The 18,883-nt window shown below is 55.6% G+C and carries 19 protein-coding genes; 12 read left to right on the top strand and 7 right to left on the bottom strand.

The genetic code is table 11. The annotated features are described in order from the left end of the window. Position 1 precedes the first annotated feature (1 nt). From ABGA49_RS00935 to ABGA49_RS00915, 5 genes are read right to left on the bottom strand one after another with little or no spacing between them, the layout of a single operon-like run. Positions 2–1,312: a PTS ascorbate transporter subunit IIC gene (locus ABGA49_RS00935; RefSeq protein ID WP_082794165.1), complete on the bottom strand. Its 1,311-nt coding sequence runs from the start codon at positions 1,310–1,312 to the stop codon at positions 2–4. A 2-nt stretch (positions 1,313–1,314) separates the two neighbouring features. Next, a complete protein-coding gene (locus ABGA49_RS00930; protein ID WP_061495867.1) occupies positions 1,315–1,596 on the bottom strand; it encodes a PTS sugar transporter subunit IIB in 282 nt (93 codons plus the stop codon). A gap of 30 nt (positions 1,597–1,626) precedes the next feature. Next, the gene (locus tag ABGA49_RS00925) at positions 1,627–2,061 is read right to left on the bottom strand and encodes a PTS sugar transporter subunit IIA (RefSeq protein WP_061495869.1); all 435 of its coding nucleotides are present in this window, start codon (positions 2,059–2,061) and stop codon (positions 1,627–1,629) included. Next, entirely contained in the window at positions 2,058–2,792 is a 735-nt protein-coding gene (locus tag ABGA49_RS00920; RefSeq protein ID WP_088237552.1) for a creatininase family protein, read from the bottom strand. Before ABGA49_RS00920 ends, ABGA49_RS00925 begins: the two co-directional genes overlap by 4 nt. Next, on the bottom strand, positions 2,789–3,772 hold the full coding sequence (locus ABGA49_RS00915; RefSeq protein WP_347664983.1) for a phosphotriesterase: 984 nt from the start codon (positions 3,770–3,772) through the stop codon (positions 2,789–2,791). The genes ABGA49_RS00920 and ABGA49_RS00915 overlap by 4 nt, the downstream gene beginning before the upstream one ends. Before the next feature lie 283 nt (positions 3,773–4,055). Between ABGA49_RS00915 and sra the strand changes: the two genes are divergently transcribed. Further along, positions 4,056–4,193, top strand: coding sequence for a stationary-phase-induced ribosome-associated protein (gene sra, locus ABGA49_RS00910; RefSeq protein WP_061495875.1), 138 nt, complete (start codon positions 4,056–4,058; stop codon positions 4,191–4,193). A gap of 187 nt (positions 4,194–4,380) precedes the next feature. Beyond that, on the top strand, positions 4,381–6,084 hold the full coding sequence (locus ABGA49_RS00905) for an NAD-dependent malic enzyme (protein WP_061495876.1): 1,704 nt from the start codon (positions 4,381–4,383) through the stop codon (positions 6,082–6,084). A gap of 54 nt (positions 6,085–6,138) precedes the next feature. Here ABGA49_RS00905 and ABGA49_RS00900 read toward each other — a convergent pair whose 3' ends face one another. Further along, positions 6,139–6,528, bottom strand: a complete 390-nt coding sequence (locus tag ABGA49_RS00900; RefSeq protein ID WP_061495878.1) for a helix-turn-helix domain-containing protein — start codon at positions 6,526–6,528, stop codon at positions 6,139–6,141. Positions 6,529–6,627: 99 nt separating this feature from the next. Between ABGA49_RS00900 and ABGA49_RS00895 the strand changes: the two genes are divergently transcribed. The 3 genes from ABGA49_RS00895 to ABGA49_RS00885 all read left to right on the top strand — a co-directional run bounded on the left by ABGA49_RS00895 (position 6,628) and on the right by ABGA49_RS00885 (position 10,316). Next, positions 6,628–7,359, top strand: a complete 732-nt coding sequence (locus ABGA49_RS00895; RefSeq protein ID WP_347664982.1) for an SDR family oxidoreductase — start codon at positions 6,628–6,630, stop codon at positions 7,357–7,359. Between the two features lie 345 nt (positions 7,360–7,704). Next, positions 7,705–9,417 carry an ABC-F family ATP-binding cassette domain-containing protein gene (locus tag ABGA49_RS00890; protein ID WP_347664981.1) on the top strand — a complete coding sequence of 571 codons (1,713 nt, stop codon included), beginning with the start codon at positions 7,705–7,707 and terminating at the stop codon, positions 9,415–9,417. Between the two features lie 80 nt (positions 9,418–9,497). Then, on the top strand, positions 9,498–10,316 hold the full coding sequence (locus ABGA49_RS00885; protein ID WP_088237556.1) for a CPBP family intramembrane glutamic endopeptidase: 819 nt from the start codon (positions 9,498–9,500) through the stop codon (positions 10,314–10,316). 42 nt (positions 10,317–10,358) lie between these two features. On the opposite strand, the gene ABGA49_RS00880 is transcribed toward ABGA49_RS00885, so the two are convergent. Further along, entirely contained in the window at positions 10,359–10,961 is a 603-nt protein-coding gene (locus tag ABGA49_RS00880; protein ID WP_347664980.1) for an inorganic diphosphatase, read from the bottom strand. A 211-nt stretch (positions 10,962–11,172) separates the two neighbouring features. Between ABGA49_RS00880 and ABGA49_RS00875 the strand changes: the two genes are divergently transcribed. The 7 genes from ABGA49_RS00875 (at position 11,173) to ABGA49_RS00845 (ending at position 18,868) form a co-directional block, all read left to right on the top strand. Next, complete coding sequence (locus ABGA49_RS00875) at positions 11,173–11,607, top strand: VOC family protein (protein ID WP_347664979.1); 435 nt, start codon at positions 11,173–11,175, stop codon at positions 11,605–11,607. Positions 11,608–11,750: 143 nt separating this feature from the next. Further along, on the top strand, positions 11,751–13,373 hold the full coding sequence (locus ABGA49_RS00870; protein WP_088237557.1) for a TIGR04028 family ABC transporter substrate-binding protein: 1,623 nt from the start codon (positions 11,751–11,753) through the stop codon (positions 13,371–13,373). An 11-nt stretch (positions 13,374–13,384) separates the two neighbouring features. Continuing rightward, positions 13,385–14,329 carry an ABC transporter permease gene (locus tag ABGA49_RS00865; RefSeq protein ID WP_061495892.1) on the top strand — a complete coding sequence of 315 codons (945 nt, stop codon included), beginning with the start codon at positions 13,385–13,387 and terminating at the stop codon, positions 14,327–14,329. Next, complete coding sequence (locus ABGA49_RS00860) at positions 14,326–15,177, top strand: ABC transporter permease (RefSeq protein ID WP_347664978.1); 852 nt, start codon at positions 14,326–14,328, stop codon at positions 15,175–15,177. Before ABGA49_RS00865 ends, ABGA49_RS00860 begins: the two co-directional genes overlap by 4 nt. After that, on the top strand, positions 15,174–16,781 hold the full coding sequence (locus tag ABGA49_RS00855) for an ABC transporter ATP-binding protein (protein WP_134318177.1): 1,608 nt from the start codon (positions 15,174–15,176) through the stop codon (positions 16,779–16,781). The genes ABGA49_RS00860 and ABGA49_RS00855 overlap by 4 nt, the downstream gene beginning before the upstream one ends. Beyond that, entirely contained in the window at positions 16,778–17,767 is a 990-nt protein-coding gene (locus ABGA49_RS00850; protein WP_134318176.1) for a putative FMN-dependent luciferase-like monooxygenase, read from the top strand. Before ABGA49_RS00855 ends, ABGA49_RS00850 begins: the two co-directional genes overlap by 4 nt. A 9-nt stretch (positions 17,768–17,776) precedes the next feature. Next, complete coding sequence (locus ABGA49_RS00845) at positions 17,777–18,868, top strand: alkylhydroperoxidase domain protein (RefSeq protein WP_347664977.1); 1,092 nt, start codon at positions 17,777–17,779, stop codon at positions 18,866–18,868. The last annotated feature ends 15 nt before the right edge of the window (positions 18,869–18,883 follow it).

The raw sequence follows: 18,883 nt of genomic DNA, 5'->3' as shown, positions 1-18,883 counted from the left end.
CTCAGAAGGTCAGCAAACGGGTTAACGCGCTGATCAGCGGTGCCAGCATAAACATGTCGCTATCACCCGCCCACAACGCGGTATCCGGAATGGTGTCGTTGATAAAGAAGCTGACGCAGAAGTATTGCCCCCACGCTACCACAGTCGAGGTGACAAACCCCGCCAGCAGCGCGCCTTTATAGCCGCCGGTGATATTGCCAAACACCCCCGCCGTGCCTGCATGGAAGAAAATAACAATCATGCTGGGAATAAACACATACCCCGTGGAGCGACCAATCACCGTTAGCCACAACAGTGAACCGATAAAGGCACCAACGAAGCCAAGCACCACCGCGTTGGGTGCAAAGTTGAATAAAATCGGGCAATCAAGCGCCGGTTTCGCGCCGGGCACCAGCCGTGAACCAATGCCGTTAAACGCTGGCACCATCTCGCCAATAAACATCCTCACCCCAAGTAAGACCACAGCAATGCCGCCGGTGAAGATCAGCGACTGTTTCAGGGCGTAGATATAAAAACTGAGCCCCCCTGACTGGGAGAGGATTTCGGCCGCTTTCGGCGTGGCTTTGATTTGCAGAATAAAGGTGCCCACAAAGAACAACAGCGTCATGGTTAACGCGGTGACCACGTTGGAGTCGCGCAGGAAACCGAGCTTTTTCGGTACCTGAATATCTTCAGCGTTAATTTTGTTGGCAGCGAAGAGCGTGCCGAACACCGCACCCAGCAGTGCGACGGAGGCCGATGTATGGCCGAGGGCGACATTGTCGTTGCCGGTGATTTTTCGCACCCACGGTTGCACCATCGCCGGTTGTAGCGTCCAGTACAGTCCCATGATCACCGACAGCATCAGCGTTAACTGCACCGCGGAGATGTTCGGGTTGGTGTTGACCATGATCCCGGCAAAGATCATCGTCGTCCAGAACATCATATGGCCGGTCAGGTAGATATATTTGAACGGGGTGAGCCGCGCCAGCAGCAGGTTAATGGCAAAACCCGCTGCAATCGCAATGGTTACGCTGCTGCCGTAGCGTTCGCTGAATTTCACCTGCCCCATAATGTCCGTCAGGTTCATTGAGCTGAGACCGAACACTTCGGTCCAGATGGGCTGAAAAATCAGCAAGGCGGAGACAATAATGCCTGCGCCTGCGCCAATAATCAGAAAACCGAGAATGCCTTTCAGCGTGCCGGAGACGATATCCGCCAACGGTTTTTTCTGTAACACCAGCCCGAGAAGGACGATCAAACCAATAAGAATGGAGGCTTCGCCGAAAATATTGACGGTTATCCAGTGCAGCACATCGATAAATTCACTCATGATCAGGCACCCTCTTTCAGTACGCCCGCCTGTGCTAAGGCGCGGGTGATTTCCTGTGTATCAATGTAGTTATTCACCACCACCACCGGACAGGAAAGCTGGCGCAGGTTGTCCACCAGTTCACTATTGGTGATCACCAGGTCGGCCTGCGCCGAAGAGGCGGAAGAGACATCCATGTGTTCGACAGACGCCTGAATACCGTTTTTTTGTAATACCGTTTCGACGTTCATTTTTAAAATCAGGCTGGAGCCCATGCCTAAACCGCAAACCGTCAGAATTTTCATTATCAGCCCTCGAAGTGCGTGATTCCGTGATTAATTCTTGTGCGTAAAACAGGAGAAAATCGCTTCTGCGTCCGTGCTGTGCAGAAAAGTGTGGTACGTATGCTCATTGCTGAGCAATGTCACCAGTTGCTGGATAAGTTGAATATGCTGATCCTGGCCAGTTGCGGATAACCCCAGCACCAGCGAGACGGGATCGTTATCACTGTGTCCAAACGCCACAGGCTGGCGCAGGCGGATAAAACTGATTTGCGGCGTCAGCGCGCCCTGTTCTGGCCGTGCATGGGGCATTGCCAGACCTGGCGCTATCACAAAATAGGGGCCGAATTGATGAAAATTGTCCACCATCGCCTGGACATAACGTTCAGTGCACGCATCGCTTGCCAGCAGCGCGTTGCCTGCTGCCAGAATCGCCTGCTCCGGCGTGTTTGCGGGATGGTCCAGTTGTATGGCCTGGCGTGCAATCATCGGGATACCTGCGCAAGATAGTGACGAAGAGAGTGGAGCGTGGTGTCCAGTGCCTGCTGGACAAGCGCTGCCCCTTTTTCTGCCGTGGCGCAACGCGGATCGCCCAGCACCGCATAGTCGGAAAACTCCGTCCAGTGCATCTGTTGCCAGGCGAAATTAGGGGGGAACTCAGGATAGTGCGCCCTTGCCTGCGCCATCTGCACCGCTTCCGGAGCCAGTTCCAGCATCAGGGAGGTTTCAATCTCATCGGCATGCATATATCCGGCTTTGGCCTCTTTCGATTCCCGTAGACGATGCACGCAATCATTCATACCCGCCCAGGTGTAGCTGAGTAGCGTAATGCCCTCTTTTTTCAAGGCCCTGGCCGCGCTTTTTATGGCGTCAAAATTACCGTAATGCGCATTAATGACCGCCAGCGCCGGAATGCCATAGCCTGCCATATTGCGCGCCAGCGCCTGTAAAAGCTGACTCAGTAAATCGTTACCAATATCCACCGCACCAGCGTGACCCTGTAACGACCAGACCTGGCTAAACGGTAGCACTGGCAGCATTACGGATGCTTCGCCAAGGGCTGCATCGAGTCGTTCGCAAAAACGCTCTGCCAGCAGATTGTCCGTTGCCAACGGCAGATGATCGCCGTGCGGTTCTACCGCGCCCAATGGCAGTAAGGCTATCTGCGCCCGGCGCAGCGCCGCACTGGCCTGCGATTCGTTCAGCATTTGCAGCTTCATTGGCTGTCCTGGCTGAAGGTAAAATAACGGGCCGGATTAGCAATGAAAAAATCATGCAGCAGTGCCTCGCCGTCAAAACCGGCTTCATGCGCTTCTTCTATAAACCTTGGCCGCCAGTCCGCCAGGATAAACTTCAATCCCAGCCCCCCTTTTCCATAGTGGGCGCTCATGCTTTTACGGGCGAAATCGCCACCGATCAGGATCTGTTTTTGATATCCCCTTTTACACAGTTCGAGGATGGCCTGTGTACGAATATGCTCAGGGTGATATTTTATCCTGGTAATACCGTCAAAAGAGAGGTACGCCCCGGTGTTGGCGATTTGACGATGTAACCAGGGATCGGGGTTTCGGTCCATATGTGCAAAGCACAAACGGGACATATCAAGACCAAGCGTTTTAAACACCTGCGTCTGTTCCAGCGCCATAGTGCCCATTTCCGTATGGCTGTGCATCGGCGCGCCGGTAATTTGCTGCGCGCGAACGATCACTTCCAGCGTTTTGCGTTCAAGTGGCGAAATCATGTTATAGCCGGTGCCGCATTTCACCACGCCAGCCCGGTACTGGCTGCCATCGATGCCGTCCGTCACTTCGCGGACAACGTGCTCCACCAGTGCGTCCAACGGCGAGTGTTCAATCCACTGTGCAAACGTGTCGTTGTGACCAGGGCGTTTGCAGCTCCAGAGGAAGCCTTTGTTAAACCCGGCGGTAGCGATGATCTGTACGTGCTGACGCTGTGCGATTCTGGCAACAACCTCGACCTGTCTGCCATAATCCGGCGCGGTGGCGTCATAGAAAGAGTGCCCGCCAGCGGCGCGAAAATCCGCCAGCTCCCTTTCCGAGGCTTCCGCTGAATCCAGCAGCAGATCCTCATCGTTACGCTCTGCCCAATACGGCGGAATGCAGTAGATATGATCGTGACTGTAGGTCACACCCAGCTGGGCGGGGGCAATATCTCCATGCAACGTACGAATAAAACCCATCGGGCAACCCTCTGAAAGCAAATGGAAGATGCCCATCAAAAATAGGTTTGGTTCACTTGATCAGTCAAGTGATCAAGTTCGTTTATTGTTCAATTCTATGACCTGCGCCACGAATAATAAGAGACTGTTCTTAAAAGTCGTCAATCGCTTGCGCTTTGCGTCACGATGTCCGAGGATGACAGTCCGGTATGTTTTTTATACCGCGCAATGATGAGATTGTATTTCGCCCGGCGCAGTTTACCGGGCTTGTCCTTGAAACATTGAACTGGATTAAGGAGTAAGCATGAAATCGAACCGTCAGGCACGTCATATCATGGGACTGGATTACAAAGTGTCTAATACCCGCAAAGTGGTGACCAAAGACAACCACGAAGAAACGGTGGTGGTCCATCGTTCCGGGCGTCATCGCCGCGCTGGCTAATGTTTTCCACCCTCGCCACTCCATTCGGAGTGGCGTTTTGTTTTCTCTTCTGCTTGATAAAAATTCAATCAACGAATGCCGCGAATAGGAAGTATTTACCGTATTGATGCTTTATACTTGCGCCCGCCGCAGTACCCACCCGCTACGCTATGCCACGCGGAGTGATCGTTGATAAAGGAGCAGTAAGATGAATGCCAAACATAATAAAAACCGATCGTTGTATATCCCCTATGCCGGCCCCGTGTTGCTGGAGTTTCCCCTGCTGAACAAAGGCAGCGCCTTCAGCATGGAAGAGCGCAGCAGCTTCAACCTGCTGGGTCTGTTGCCCGAAGTGGTTGAAACGATTGAAGAACAGGCGGAACGTGCCTGGCTACAATATCAGGGTTTTAAAACCGATATTGATAAGCACATTTACCTGCGTAACATCCAGGACACGAACGAAACCCTTTTCTATCGCCTGGTGGATAACCATCTCGAAGAGATGATGCCGGTGATCTATACCCCAACGGTCGGTTGGGCTTGTGAACGTTTTTCGGACATTTACCGTCGCGCGCGCGGCGTGTTTATCTCCTGGCAGAATCGCGGCAACATGGACGACATTCTGCAAAACGTCCCCAACCACAATATCAAAGTGATTGTTGTCACCGACGGCGAGCGCATCCTTGGCCTGGGCGACCAGGGGATTGGCGGAATGGGCATTCCAATCGGTAAGCTCTCGCTTTATACCTCCTGCGGCGGGATCAGCCCGGCGTATACCCTGCCGGTGGTGCTGGACGTTGGTACCAACAACCAGCAACTGATTAACGATCCGCTGTATATGGGCTCGCGCCACCCACGTATTACGGGGGATGAGTACTACGCGTTTGTCGATGAATTTATCCAGGCGGTCAAACAACGCTGGCCGGATGTGCTGCTGCAATTTGAAGATTTTGCGCAGAAAAACGCCATGCCGCTGTTGAATCGCTACCGCAACGAAATCTGCTCGTTTAACGATGATATTCAGGGAACCGCAGCCGTGACTGTCGGGACACTGATTGCCGCCAGTCGCGCAGCGGGCAGCCAGTTGAGCCAGCAGAAAATCGTCTTCCTCGGCGCGGGTTCCGCTGGCTGCGGGATTGCCGAGCAGATTATTGCGCAGACCCAGCGCGAAGGTCTGAGCGAAGCGGATGCACGCCAGAAAGTCTATATGGTGGATCGCTTTGGTCTGCTGACCGACGAAATGCCAAACTTGCTGCCGTTCCAGAGCAAGCTGGTGCAGAAACGTGAAAATCTGCAAAACTGGGATCGCGAAACCCAGAGCGAAGCCATCTCCCTGCTGGATGTGGTGCGCAATGTGAAACCGGACATTTTGATTGGCGTTTCCGGTCAGACCGGGCTGTTCACGGAAGAGATCATCCGTGAAATGCACAAACACTGCCCGCGCCCGATTATTATGCCGCTCTCTAACCCGACCTCCCGTGTGGAAGCGACGCCGCAGGACATCATCAGTTGGACTGACGGTATGGCGTTGGTCGCAACCGGTAGCCCGTTTGCGCCGGTGCAGTGGAAAGAGAAAACCTACCCAATTGCACAGTGCAACAACGCCTATATCTTCCCTGGCATTGGTCTGGGGGTGATCTCCGCAGGGGCGTCACGCATTACCGATGAAATGCTGATGGCGGCAAGTGAAACGCTGGCAGAATACTCGCCGTTGCTGCTTAATGGCGAAGGGCTGGTGTTGCCGGAGCTGAAAGATATTCAGAAAGTGTCGCGCGCTATTGCGTTTGCCGTCGGCAAAATGGCACAGCAACAAGGCCTGGCGGTGAAAACCTCTGCCGAAGCGCTGGAACAAGCCATTAATGATAACTTCTGGGAGCCGAAGTACCGCAGCTATCGCCGTACCTCGATCTAACCGCCTGTTTTCCACCCGGAGTCGCTGTGCTCCGGGTGTGCCCGCGCTGATCACCTAATCCGTTGTTGTTTCTTCATTGGCATGGACAAGATCGTAGGCCGCCTGCGCTCGCTCCAGTGCCGGACCGTACTCCAGTGCCCAATCATTCAGTGCCATAAACGGTTGTTGTAGCGTCTGCGCCAGCGGTGTGATGCTGTACTCCACGCCCACCGGCGAAGTCGGCAGTACTTCACGGCGCACCAGTCCATTGCGCTCCAACCGTTTTAGCGCATCCGCCAGCGCTTTGTGGGTAATGCCATCCAGCCGACGGCGGATTTCATTAAAGCGGGCAGGTTCGGTGCAGAGTACTGTGAGGATCATAATCGACCATTTATTGGTGATGTGTTCCAGTACCCAGCGGGTTTTTCCCACATTGTTCAGGCTGTTACAGTCAATTTTCTCCATAGCGATATACTCCGCGATATCAGATATAAACAAAGTGCGTAATTGATATTAAGTATAAAATTTATATCATCTGTTTTCCACTCAAACCGGAGAGAACAGATGGGCAGATTAGACAATAAAGTGGCTGTGGTGCTTGGCGGTGCAAAAGGCATTGGCCTGGCAATCAGCCAGCGTTTCACCCGTGAAGGGGCAACAACCTGGTTTACTTCACGGCGTGATGAGGAGCTCCAGGCAGCCAGTCGCACCCTGTCAGGCGTTTCCATGCCGATGCGCGCGGATGTGAGTCAACAAAGCGAACTGGCCCGCATTATGGCAACGGTTAAGGCGCAAGCGGGTCGCATTGATGTACTGGTGATTAATGCCGGAATGTCGGAATACGCCACCCTCGGGGAAATCAGCGAAGCGCATTTTGACCAGATATTTGGTCTGAATGTTCGTTCGCCTGTGTTTGCCTTGCAGGCCGCGCTGCCGCTGTTGCAGCCCGGTGCGAGCGTGGTGCTTATCGGTTCGATAGCCGATACGATCGGCACGGAGGGATACGGTGTTTACGGCGCCAGTAAAGCGGCGCTGCGTTCATTTGCCCGGACCTGGACACGTGAACTCTCCAGCCGCGGTATCCGCATTAACGTTGTTGCGCCGGGTCCAATTGACACCGAAATGATGGCGGCTGTCACTGATGAGGTTCGCGACGCGTTAACCCGTAATATCCCGCTACACAGAATGGGCAAACCCGATGAAGTGGCCAACGCAGCGCTCTTTCTGGCGAGCGATGAGAGCAGCTACATTGCAGGGGCAGAGATCTGTGTGGATGGCGGAATGACCCAGGTTTGACGGTGCGTTTAGCGCCAGTTGCCTCTTCACAGCCATCTGCGGATGGCTGTGATGGCGGCTTTTGCACGCGGTACGTACCGGCGACGCTGGCAAATCATTTATTTCCCCGCTACACTCCTTTCACCCATCAACTTACTGAATATAAAAGGAGGCTAATTATGCTGTATTGTGAACTGTTTTATGTTTCACATACTCTTGGTGATCGCACCTGCTCAAGCGTTATCGGTATCGTGCTGCGATAACTTCTGCTTGAGCGAAGACACAATCCCCTTCCCTTGGGCTTACCGGGTTATCGTCAGCGATGTTTGACGAGGCATACACATGCCTGTAACTCTTGAGTAAGCAATGAGCACTTTACTATCTGCACAATCAATCCGTGTTGAAACGGCTTTCGGTCCGTTATTCTCCGAACTCTCCTTTACCCTGAAAAAAGGCGATCGCCTTGGCCTTATTGGTGACAATGGCTGCGGTAAAAGCACGCTGTTGAAGGTACTGGACGGTTCGCTGTCCCCCCTTTCCGGTACTGTGACGGTGGCGCACCACTGTCTGTTAGCCCGCGTGGAACAACATCTCCCCGCTGAGTTACTGCCTGTCACGCTGTTGGAGGCGGTACTGGCTCAGATCTCTGAAACGGAACGGGAGAGCCAGCGCTGGCGAGGCGAAGCGTTACTGGCCAGTATGGGACTGAGCCCGCAGGAGATTGCCCTGACAGCGGCGACGCTGAGCGGTGGTCAGCATACCCGCTTGTTGTTGGCGCGGGCGTTAATCCGCGAACCGGATCTTCTCCTGCTGGACGAGCCCGGTAACCACCTTGATCTGCCTACGTTGCTATGGCTGGAGCAGTTTTTACAAAACTGGTCCGGCAGTTTTGTCATGGTCTCACACGATGCTTCTCTGCTGGATGCAGTGACCAACGGCACCTGGATCCTGCGTGACCATACGCTGCATTGCTTCGCATTACCCTGTAGTGCGGCGCGTCTTGCGCTGGAGGATCGGGATGAGAGTGACGCACTGCGGCATAAAGCGGAGCAAAAGGAGATCGATCGCGTTACCGCCAGCGCCAAACGGCTGGCGACATGGGGGCGGGTTTATGACAATGAAGACCTGTCGCGCAAAGCCAAACAGATGGAAAAACAGGTTGAACGCCTGAAAGAGAGTCAGACGGAACTGACCGCCGGAAGCCGGTGGACGCTTGCGCTGCATGGTGAGGCGTTACCGGCGGATCGTCTGCTGGAAATGGAACAGTTGCCGGTTGCGCCCGCGGTGGGTTTACCGGCGTTGTTTCACGTTCCCCTCGCCCGTCTGAAGAGCGGCGATCGGGTCGCCATTGTCGGGCGTAATGGCTGCGGGAAATCCTCGCTGCTGCGGTTAATCTGGCAGGCGTACCGCCAGCAAAATCCAGCGACGTTGCGCCTGCACCCACGTTTGCAGGCCGGTTACTACGATCAGACGCTGCACCAGTTGCCGGATGAGGCCACGCTGTTTGAGGCTTTGGAACCCTTCGCCCCTGCGCCGGAGGATCGCAAAATGGCGCTGATCAGCGCCGGTTTTGCATGGGCGCGTCATGGGCAGCGCGTTGCGACGCTGAGCGGCGGTGAGCGTTCGCGGTTGTTGTTTGTTGGCCTGTCGCTGGCACGGTTTAACCTGCTGTTGCTGGATGAACCCACCAACCATCTGGATATGGCCGGTAAAGAAGCGCTGGCGCACACGCTGCAACAGTTCAGCGGTGGTGTGCTGCTGGTGAGCCACGATCGTCAGTTGATCAGCGCAAGCTGTAACCGTTTCTGGCTGGTGGAAAACGGTGAGTTGCAGGAGTGGCATGATGTGCAAGCCGTGTATGAGCGATTGCGGGAAAGCGCTGGCACCCTCAATGCAACTGCCCGGTCGCAACACACCGTGACGGAGGTCGCGGACGATCAGGATACCCTGCTGGCACGGCTTATTGAGCTGGAAACGCGCCTGGCAGAGGATCTGGCCCGCAAACCGAAACACCAGAAACCGCAACTACAGGCGCAATGGCGTGAGGAGATAACACGTATTAACAGGCAATTGACGTAATCTAAACCAGGCCGTACAACGTTGCACGGCCTGGTTTATTCTCCCCAGGCGTTTTTCTCATTAACACATCCGGGATGAGTATGTGGATACTACTTGCACTTGCTTTATTGACTCTGTCATTTAACAAAAAAATCGCCGTTGGGTTATTGCTTGCCGCCACCGTGTGGGCGGGCTGGCTTGGTGTTATCGAACTCTGGGCTGCCGGGATCATTATTCTGCTGGCGGCGATCAGTATGACGGGGTTCACTCTCCCGCAACGCCCTGCGATACAGCGGACTCTTGAGTGTCTGCTGGTGGTGCTGGCCGTTGCGCTGACGCTCCATCTTATGCCCGGTTTTCACAATCCAAAGGTACTGGATTTGGTTAAAGCGGGGCCGCAAAGCGCCCCCTTCACGCTCTATTTTAATGTTGATAAAGCGTTAACGCCGTTTGTTCTGCTGATCTGTACCAGAACGCTATTCGTCCGTGAAATCCCAACGCACCGCCCGCTATGGCAATGGCTGGTATTGCTTCTTTCCGTTCCGGCCTTGTTGTTGCTGGCTGTCCTGTTGGGCGGGTTAAAAATTGAACCTCACTGGCCCCAGTGGTTATTGCCATTCGCCCTGGCCAATCTGTTCTTTGTCTCTCTGGCGGAAGAAGCGCTGTTTCGCGGCTATTTGCAACAGCGGTTAGCAGGGCTTATGCACCCGGTTGTTGCGCTGGTGATACAGGCGCTTATCTTTGGTAGCGTACATGTCGCAGGCGGTATGTTGCTGGTGATTTTTGCCAGCCTGGCCGGGGTAATTTACGGTCTTGCCTGGATGTGGAGCGGGCGTCTCTGGGTGGCAGTACTGTTTCATTTCGCGCTGAATATCTGCCATTTATTGCTCTTCACCTACCCGATGTATGTACGCCAGTAAACTGGCGACAGGATGGCCCCGTGCGGGCCATCTCTGGGTCGTTTATTTTTGCGGGTTTTTCGCCTTCCAGGCATCCCATGCCCCTTTGATCTCCTGCTTTGCCGTGGCGGCGTCGTTAAAGCCACTCAGCTCCACTTTTTTGCGACCGTCAGGCAACTGTTTATAGACGCGGAAGAAGGCTTCCAGTCGATCCTGCTCAATTTTGGGCAGGTCGGTAACGGTTTTAATATCGTCATAAGTCGGGTCGATTTTACTGGCCGGAACCGCCACGATTTTGTCGTCGGTCTCGCCGCCATCCACCATTTTCAGCACGCCGATGGGACGCAGTTTAATCAGCGTACCGGGGGCCAGTGGCGCACGGGTGTAAAAAATCACATCCAGCGGATCGCCATCACCTGCCAGTGACTGCGTGAGCGAACCGTAGTTCGCCGGGTAAGCCACCGGCATGGACTGAAAACGGTCAACGACGATAAAACCGGTTTTCGCGTCGGTTTCATATTTGATCATGCTGCCCGCCGGGATTTCGGTCACCGCGTAAAACTCGTCCGGGGTATTTTGCGGCTGCGGGAACGCAAGAATATTGTCAGCCTGTGCATACGCGGAGAGAAAAAGGCTGGCTGCGAGGATATTTTTCACCAGATGCATTGTTAATCACTCTTTTGTTGAGAGAAAGCAACAATTTGGCGACAAATGATGACAGCAGCATGACAGCGACGCGTTGATGATTCGCCCGAAAAACAGGCTGGAATGCACTCTTTTCAGACGCGACCGGGTGATTGCTTTACGCGATGAATTACCGGATATTGTATCCAGGAGTGGGGCCTGCGCCCCCTTTTTTACCCAATGGAGGTGCTTTATGACAACGTCTATTCCCGGGCTTGACGTGCTGTTTATCGCCGGGTTCGGCCCCATCCCCCAACGCGTGAGCGACAGTCAGGACTTTTATCAGCAAACCCTTGGCTTGCCATTGAAACCGATGGAAGGCAACAGCGACTACCTGGTCGCCGAGCACGATGCGCTGACGGGGGCAAAGCACTTTGCTCTGTGGCCACTGGACCAGGCGGCAGCCTCCTGTTTCGGTACTTCGGTATGGCCGGATACACATCCGGTTCCGCAAGGCTGGATTGAGTTCGAAGTCGACGATCTGACTTCGGCTACCGATATACTGATGAAAAAAGGGTATCAGTTACTGGTGGCAAACCGCCTGGAGCCGTGGGGGCAAAGCGTGACGCGGTTGCTTGGCCCTGAAGGTCTGCTGGTCGGACTGACGGTCACGCCCTGGCTGCGTTGACGCGTTCTCAGGCCTGATATACAGGCCTGCCGCGCGTTTTGCTCTTTTCTGAAATGCTTATCTCAATTCCTTTGTTCCCTTGTTATCAGCCACACCGGAAGATGCTTTCGAGGCTAAGACAATAGATAACAAAGGAATTCACCATGCACATCGCTTTTCGTTTACCGCTGCTGACGGCGCTGATTACCGTCAGTTCGGTTCAGGCCTTTGCGGCGGAAACGCCGGTTAAAGGCGGTACCCTGATTTACCTTGAACAGCAAGCGCACACCAATTTGTATCCCCCGGCAGGCGGGTTTTACCCTAACGGCGGCATCCTCAACCAGATCACTGACAAGCTGACCTGGCAGAACCCGCAAACGTTGCAGGTGGAACCGTGGATTGCTGAAAGCTGGACCACCAACGCCGACAAAACGGAATACACCTTTAAAATTCGCCCTGGTGTCACCTTTTCAGATGGCACTCCGCTTGATGCGGCTGCTGTGGCGAAGAACTTCGACACTTACGGACTCGGCAACAAAGCGCAGCGCTTGCCGGTATCGGAAGTCATTAATAATTACGATCACAGTGAAGTGATTGATGCGCAGACGGTGAAATTCTACTTTAAAAAACCGTCGCCGGGGTTCCTGCAAGGCACTGCGACAATCGGGTCAGGGCTGGTTTCTCTCAGCACGTTGCAGCGCAACTTCGATGAGCTGGGTGATGCGCGACATATTATCGGCTCCGGGCCGTTTGTGGTGACGGACGAGAAACTGGGGCGTGAAGTGACGCTACAGGCGCGTAAAGCGTATCAGTGGGGACCAAAAAACAGTGCCCAGCAAGGCCCGGCCAATCTGGATGGTATTAAATTCATCGTTACGCCGGAAGACAGCGTGCGCATTGGCGCGTTGCTGGCGGGACAGGCCGGTTTTATTCGTCAGGTACAGGCCTATGATGAAAAACAGGCCACGGAACAAGGCTTTGCCATCTATGCGCCACCAACCCGTGGCGTCAACGACAGCATCAGTTTCCGCCCGGATAATCCGCTGGTTGCCGATCTACGCGTGCGCCAGGCCTTACTCCATGCGACAAATGCGAAACAGGTCGTCGACACCCTCTTCTCTGCCAATTACCCGCAAGCCACTTCGGTTATTGCCCACACTGCTGCGGGTTACGTCAACCTTAGCGATGCACTGAAATTTGACCCGGTCAAAGCCCGGCAGTTACTTGATGACGCAGGCTGGAAAACTGCAGCGAACGGGATCCGCACCAAAGAGGGTCAACCGCTGGCGTTGACCATTTATGAGTCACTGCCGCAGCCACAAAACAAAGAGGTACTGCAACTGGTGGCGCAGCAATGGCGTCAGGTCGGCGTGGCGCTGACGGTCAAAGCCGGTGATGCAGGCAGCCGCACGCTCGATAACCTTGACCCGCTGAAAACGCCGCTTACCGTTTCGGAAGTCGGCCGTGCCGATCCGGATGTGGTGAAAAGTATGTTCTACCCCGCCAACCGCGACGCGCTGCTGCAACAGGGCGGATCCAGCGACAAGGTAAAAAGCTTTCGCGACGACAAACTCAACGCCTTGCTGGTGAATATTTCCGCCGAAGTTGACCCACAAAAACGTCTGCAACTGACTGGCGATGCGCAGCGCTATCTGCTGGAAAATGCCTATGTGATCCCTATTTTCGAAGAGCCGCAGGTCTTTGCTGGCGCGCCCTGGGTGAAAAACGTCAACTTTGAAGCCGTGGGGCGTCCATCGTTTTACGGCGCGTGGATTGCGAAACACTAAGGGGGCGAGCGATGAGCCACTATCTGTTGCGTCGTGCAGGGCTTGGGCTACTGGTACTGTGGGCAGCTTTTACGCTCTCCTTCGTACTGCTTCAGGTGCTGCCGGGCGACGCGGTACTGATTAAATTTCAAAATCCGGATCTGGGGCTCAGCCCGGCGCAAATCGAGGAGATGCGCCTTGCCTATGGCGCGGATAGCCCGCTGTGGCAGCAATATGTGCACACACTGTTCGCGATGTTGCGCGGCGATTTTGGCTATTCGGTCCAGGCTGGCGTAGCAGTGAGCGAACTGATTCGCAGTAATCTGCCCGAAACACTGAGCCTCGCCCTTCCCGCATTTGCGCTTGCCGTGGTGCTGGCCTTTGCCCTGGCATTTGCCTCGCGACTGCCGTTCCTGCGTGGCATAAGCAACGGGATTCAGGCGTTGCCAGTACTGTTTATCTCGCTGCCAACCTTCTGGCTCGGTATCGCGCTGATTCAGGTGTTCTCCTTCCAGTTGCGGTGGGTTCCGGTTATCAACCCGTCGCCGCTGCAAGGGGTGATTCTGCCGATTATCACGGTCGCTATTCCGATCTCCGCACCGCTGGCGCAGATCCTGATGCGCAGCCTCGACCAGGTTGCCGCGCAGCCGTTTGTGGCAGTGGCGCGGGCGAAAGGTTTAAGCGAAACCGGCGTACTGTGGCGGCATGTGACCGGTAACGCGTTACTGCCGGTGCTGAACGTTGCCGGTTTACTGTTGGGTGAGTTAATTGCGGGCGCGTTGATCACCGAAACGGTATTTGGTCGCGGCGGGCTGGGGCAACTGACCCAGCAGGCGGTGAATAACCAGGATATCGCAGTTTTACAGGCCGTGGTGATGATCTCTGCGCTTGGGTTTGTGCTGATTAACCTGCTTGTTGATCTCCTTATGCCGTGGTTTGACCCACGGCTGAAAACGGTGACCGGAGGTGCCTTATGAGTCTGGTTGACTACGCAGCTGCCGCCCGTAAGCGGGTAGAGGTATTTCCTGTATTTCGCTGGCAGCCCGGCTTATGGCTGGCCTGGCTAATAATAGTGCTGGCGGTGACGGCGGCGTTTTTTCCGGGGCTGCTCACGCATTACAGTCCCGTTGAAGGGATTGCCGGTGCACAACGGCTGGCACCCCAGGCCAACCACTGGCTGGGCACCGATCAACTTGGGCGCGATCTCTATACCCGGATTATTTTTGGTGCGTCGCACTCCCTTTCTGCTGCGTTGGCCGCCGTGGCAATGGGATTGTTGGCCGGCACCTTGCTGGGCGTCATGGCGGGGGCTGTTGGTGGGCGCACCGAGTCGCTACTGATGCGCCTGGTGGATGTGCTGCTCTCTATTCCGTCGCTGTTGTTGTCACTTACGGTGATCATTCTCCTGGGGTTCGGCACGGTGAATGCTGCGATTGCGGTTGGGGTGGCGTCGGTTGCCAGTTTTGCCCGTCTGGCGCGTGGGGAAGTGGTGCGTATTCGCCATACCGATTACGTTGAAGCCGCCAGAGGCAGTGGCGGTACATTCCTGGCTGTGCTGTGGCGGCATATTTTACCGAACTCGCTGACCGCAGTACTGGCCTTTGCCACGCTGCAATTCGGCCAGGCGATCCTCGCCCTCTCCACCCTCAGTTTCCTCGGCTACGGCACGCCGCCGCCCACCCCGGAATGGGGATTGCTGATTGCCGAAGGGCGTAACTATTTATCCACAGCCTGGTGGCTGACCACGTTCCCCGGCGTCGTGGTTATTTTGGTCGTGCTGGCGGCGAACCGCATCAGCCGCCAGCTTAGCGGAGGTCGTCCATGACGGTGCTTACCGTAGAAGATTTGACGCTCAGTTACCGTACCGGGCGTGAATGGCGAGAGGTGGTTCATCACGTCAGTTTTACGCTCAAGCGCGGCGAAATGCTGGCGTTTGTCGGGGAATCCGGCTCAGGAAAAACCACTACCGCGCAGGCGATTATGGGGCTGCTGGCCGACAATGCCCGTCGCGACAGTGGAACGATCCTGCTTAATGGTGAGGCGATAAGCCAGTGGTCAGCCAGGCGACTGGATAGTCTGCGCGGTGCTCGCATCAGCCTTGTTCCGCAGGATCCGGGCAATTCGCTTAACCCGGTTAAAACCATCGGCGCACAGGTGGGAGAAATCCTCACGCTGCACAGCAAAATCAGCGCCCGTGAACGTGATGAACAGGTGCTGGCATTGCTCACTAAAGTGGGGTTGAGCCACCCGGAACAGCGGATGAAACAGTTTCCGCATCAACTCTCCGGCGGCATGAAACAACGGGTGTTAATTGCTATCGCGATTGCGCTGCAACCGGACTTGATCATTGCCGATGAACCCACCAGCGCACTCGATGTCACGGTGCAAAAAAGGATCCTCGATCTGCTGGACAGGCTGCGGCGCGAGTCCGGTACGGCGGTGCTGTTTGTGACGCACGATTTGGCACTGGCGGCTGAGCGAGCCGACCGTTTACTGGTCTTCAGGCACGGAGAAATTCAGGAGCAAGGCGCAACGGCGGATATTATTCGCGCGCCGCAACAGGCGTATACCCGCCAGTTACTGAGCGATCTTCAGGGCCATGCGCTGACAATTGCGCCAGTATCCGGTCAGCCACTGGCGTTGGCGGCTATTCGTGTGCGGGAGATCAGTAAGCAGTTTTCACTGGGTAAAGGCCACGCGTTGCAGGCGCTCGACTGCGTCAGTTTCGATGTCCGTCGCGGCAGTACGCATGCGCTGGTGGGTGAGTCTGGATCCGGCAAAACCACACTGGCGCGTATTCTGCTGGGATTTGAACAGGCCGACAGCGGTAGCGTGATGATTGATGGCATTGATGCCACGCACCTGAGCCAGGAGGCCCGCCGCCAGTTACGCCGCAAAATTCAGTTTGTTTATCAGAACCCGTTTGCGTCGCTGGATCCGCGCCAGACGCTGTTCGACATCATTGAAGAGCCGCTGAAGAATTTCGAGCCTGTCGATAAGGCTGAGCGTAAACGCCGGGTGGAAACCGTGGCCCGGCGCGTTGCGTTGTCGCCGGAACTGTTAAGTCGCTATGCTCATGAACTCTCAGGTGGACAGCGGCAGCGCGTTGCGATTGCCCGCGCCCTCATCCTCGAACCAGGCATTCTGGTGCTGGATGAAGCCACCTCGGCGCTTGATGTGACCGTACAGGCACAGATCCTTGCCCTGCTCCAGCAATTACAGCAGCAACTCGGGCTGACCTATCTGTTTATTACACATGACCTGGCGACGGTTCGCCGCATTGGGCACAGCGTGACAGTGCTACGCAATGGCCGTGTTGTCGAACACGGAACGGTAGAAAGTCTCTTCGCCGCGCCTCAGGACAACTACACCCGGGAATTGATTAATGCCATTCCCCATTTTTCACCTGCCACGGAGGAGTTCGCATGACGCGAAAACGCCTGGGATTTTTTACCCGTTTACTGGATGATGCGCCGCCTAAGGAGCGCTACCGACTGGCGACAGAGCAGATCCGCCATGCTGAGCGCCAGGGGTTTGACAGTGCGTGGATTGCGCAGCACCACTTTCATGAGCATGAAGGCGGTTTGCCTTCACCGTTGGTATTTCTGGCGCATGTCGCTGCGCATACGCAGAGCATCCGTTTAGGTACGGCGATCATCACCCTGCCGCTGGAAAACCCGTTGCGCGTGGCGGAAGATGCGGCCGTACTGGATTTGCTGGCCGGCGGGCGACTGGAAGTCGGTTTTGGCTCCGGCGGTACGCCGACCTCGTTTCTGCCGTTTGGCCTGACGATTGACCAGCGAGCAAGCGTGTTTGCTGAATATCTGCATCTGATCCAGAGTGCCTGGCGCGGTGATTTACTGACCCATCCCGATAATCATCTTTACCCACCGGCACCGCAACTGGCGGAGCGTGTATGGATCGCCACATTTTCCGTTGAGGGGGCAATCCGCGCCGGACAGGCGGGGCACGGATTAATGCTCTCCCGCACGCAGCCGCGACCGGCAGACGCTCTTTCACTGACACTGGATGCGCTGCAAAACCCGATGGTTGATGCCTACCTTGACGCCCTTCCGGCAGGTGTTGCGCCGCGCATTCTCGCCTCGCGCACTGCATTTGTTGCCGACAGCACGGAATATGCGCTGCAGGTAGCAACACCGGGGTTAACCCGCCAGGCGCAGCAGCACCGTGCGGCGGGTTATGAGGTTATTGGTGACAGTGTCACGGATTATATTCGCCAGTTCGATGCGCATATCGGCGATCCGTCAACGGTGGTTGCCTCCCTGAAAAACGACAGCATTCTGGCGCGCGCAACCGATATCTCCTTCCAGGTTCACTCTGTGGAACCGTCGCATCAGGACACATTACGCTCTATCGAACTGATTGCCGGGCATGTCGCCCCACATATTTTATAAGGAGTCACGATGGCTTTACGTCAGGATATTCTGGCTGAACTGGCGGAGATCGCCCCCGGTTCCACACTGGCCAGCGCCCGCGATACCCGTGATGCCGCGACGCTTCACGCACAGGGTAGCTACGATGCCCTGTTTAGTGCGGAAAACGCCGACTTCCCGGCCGATGAGCGCTTTATTGTGGCGGCGAAAGTGGCGAAATGGCACAACGCCAACGATCTGGCGGCGCATTACGCCAGTTTTGGTCTGGCCGACCCCACATCCCCCCGACTTTCCCCGGCGCTGGATTTTGCCCGCTTGCTCACCTTCTCTCCGGTAAAAGCCACACCGGATGCACTGAAATCGCTGGCGAGCGCTGGCTGGAATAAACAGAGCATCGTCACGCTGGCGCAACTGATCGCGTTTGTCAGTTTTCAGAGCCGGTTGTTGGTGGGGTTACGGTTGCTGAATGGAAAACCGGTTGCTGCCAGCGAGAGCACGGTAGCCGCAGGTGTATGGCATACCGCACCGCGTACCCAGAGTGGCAAAGTCGCACCGGTGGCTTTTACCCAGCAAGAGCTTGGCTGGGAGCCGTGGATTGCAGCGAAACCGCTGGCGGAATTTACGCCGGACGAACAGGCAATTCTGGCAAAGTTCGGTCATACCGATTCGGACTATTTTCGCTTGTTAGGGCGTAACTTACCGGTGCTGGAACAGCGCACGTTAACGGATAAAGGCATTTTTTACACCCCAGGTGGTCTGCCGCGTGCAGAGCGTGAACTGGCCGCGACGGTCGCCAGCAAGATTAACGGTTGTATCTATTGTGCTTCTGTCCATGCGCGTAAAACCAGCCAATTGTCGAAGGATGACAATGCCGTAGAAGCGTTGCTGGCCGTACCGCCGGGGAAAACGTTAAGCGAGGGGCAATCGGCGCGCTGGGGTGCTGAAATTGAGAGTGCTGCGGCGTTATCGGTGACACCGCCGGCGTTAACGGCGGCCCATCTGGCGACACTGGATGCGCAGGGGCTGGATACCTTGCAACAGCTGGATCTGATCCAGTCGGCGGCGTTTTTTGCCTGGGCTAACCGCCTGATGCTGACGCTCGGAGAACCCTATTTGCCATAATGGGGGTCAGCGAGA

Origin of the sequence: Kosakonia sp. WA-90, assembly GCF_039871955.1 — a bacterium.
In the GTDB taxonomy this organism is placed as follows: domain Bacteria; phylum Pseudomonadota; class Gammaproteobacteria; order Enterobacterales; family Enterobacteriaceae; genus Kosakonia; species Kosakonia oryzendophytica.
The sequence above is the reverse complement of the archived record's forward strand: the minus strand, read 5'-3'. Positions and strand labels throughout refer to the sequence as shown.

What these genes read in the sequence shown, in the direction of transcription:
- ABGA49_RS00935 (WP_082794165.1), bottom strand. Translation starts at nt 1,312, where the DNA reads ATGAGTGAATTTATCGATGTGCTGCACTGGATAACCGTCAATATTTTC.
- ABGA49_RS00930 (WP_061495867.1), bottom strand. Translation starts at nt 1,596, where the DNA reads ATGAAAATTCTGACGGTTTGCGGTTTAGGCATGGGCTCCAGCCTGATT.
- ABGA49_RS00925 (WP_061495869.1), bottom strand. Translation starts at nt 2,061, where the DNA reads ATGATTGCACGCCAGGCCATACAACTGGACCATCCCGCAAACACGCCG.
- ABGA49_RS00920 (WP_088237552.1), bottom strand. Translation starts at nt 2,792, where the DNA reads ATGAAGCTGCAAATGCTGAACGAATCGCAGGCCAGTGCGGCGCTGCGC.
- ABGA49_RS00915 (WP_347664983.1), bottom strand. Translation starts at nt 3,772, where the DNA reads ATGGGTTTTATTCGTACGTTGCATGGAGATATTGCCCCCGCCCAGCTG.
- sra (WP_061495875.1), top strand. Translation starts at nt 4,056, where the DNA reads ATGAAATCGAACCGTCAGGCACGTCATATCATGGGACTGGATTACAAA.
- ABGA49_RS00905 (WP_061495876.1), top strand. Translation starts at nt 4,381, where the DNA reads ATGAATGCCAAACATAATAAAAACCGATCGTTGTATATCCCCTATGCC.
- ABGA49_RS00900 (WP_061495878.1), bottom strand. Translation starts at nt 6,528, where the DNA reads ATGGAGAAAATTGACTGTAACAGCCTGAACAATGTGGGAAAAACCCGC.
- ABGA49_RS00895 (WP_347664982.1), top strand. Translation starts at nt 6,628, where the DNA reads ATGGGCAGATTAGACAATAAAGTGGCTGTGGTGCTTGGCGGTGCAAAA.
- ABGA49_RS00890 (WP_347664981.1), top strand. Translation starts at nt 7,705, where the DNA reads ATGAGCACTTTACTATCTGCACAATCAATCCGTGTTGAAACGGCTTTC.
- ABGA49_RS00885 (WP_088237556.1), top strand. Translation starts at nt 9,498, where the DNA reads ATGTGGATACTACTTGCACTTGCTTTATTGACTCTGTCATTTAACAAA.
- ABGA49_RS00880 (WP_347664980.1), bottom strand. Translation starts at nt 10,961, where the DNA reads ATGCATCTGGTGAAAAATATCCTCGCAGCCAGCCTTTTTCTCTCCGCG.
- ABGA49_RS00875 (WP_347664979.1), top strand. Translation starts at nt 11,173, where the DNA reads ATGACAACGTCTATTCCCGGGCTTGACGTGCTGTTTATCGCCGGGTTC.
- ABGA49_RS00870 (WP_088237557.1), top strand. Translation starts at nt 11,751, where the DNA reads ATGCACATCGCTTTTCGTTTACCGCTGCTGACGGCGCTGATTACCGTC.
- ABGA49_RS00865 (WP_061495892.1), top strand. Translation starts at nt 13,385, where the DNA reads ATGAGCCACTATCTGTTGCGTCGTGCAGGGCTTGGGCTACTGGTACTG.
- ABGA49_RS00860 (WP_347664978.1), top strand. Translation starts at nt 14,326, where the DNA reads ATGAGTCTGGTTGACTACGCAGCTGCCGCCCGTAAGCGGGTAGAGGTA.
- ABGA49_RS00855 (WP_134318177.1), top strand. Translation starts at nt 15,174, where the DNA reads ATGACGGTGCTTACCGTAGAAGATTTGACGCTCAGTTACCGTACCGGG.
- ABGA49_RS00850 (WP_134318176.1), top strand. Translation starts at nt 16,778, where the DNA reads ATGACGCGAAAACGCCTGGGATTTTTTACCCGTTTACTGGATGATGCG.
- ABGA49_RS00845 (WP_347664977.1), top strand. Translation starts at nt 17,777, where the DNA reads ATGGCTTTACGTCAGGATATTCTGGCTGAACTGGCGGAGATCGCCCCC.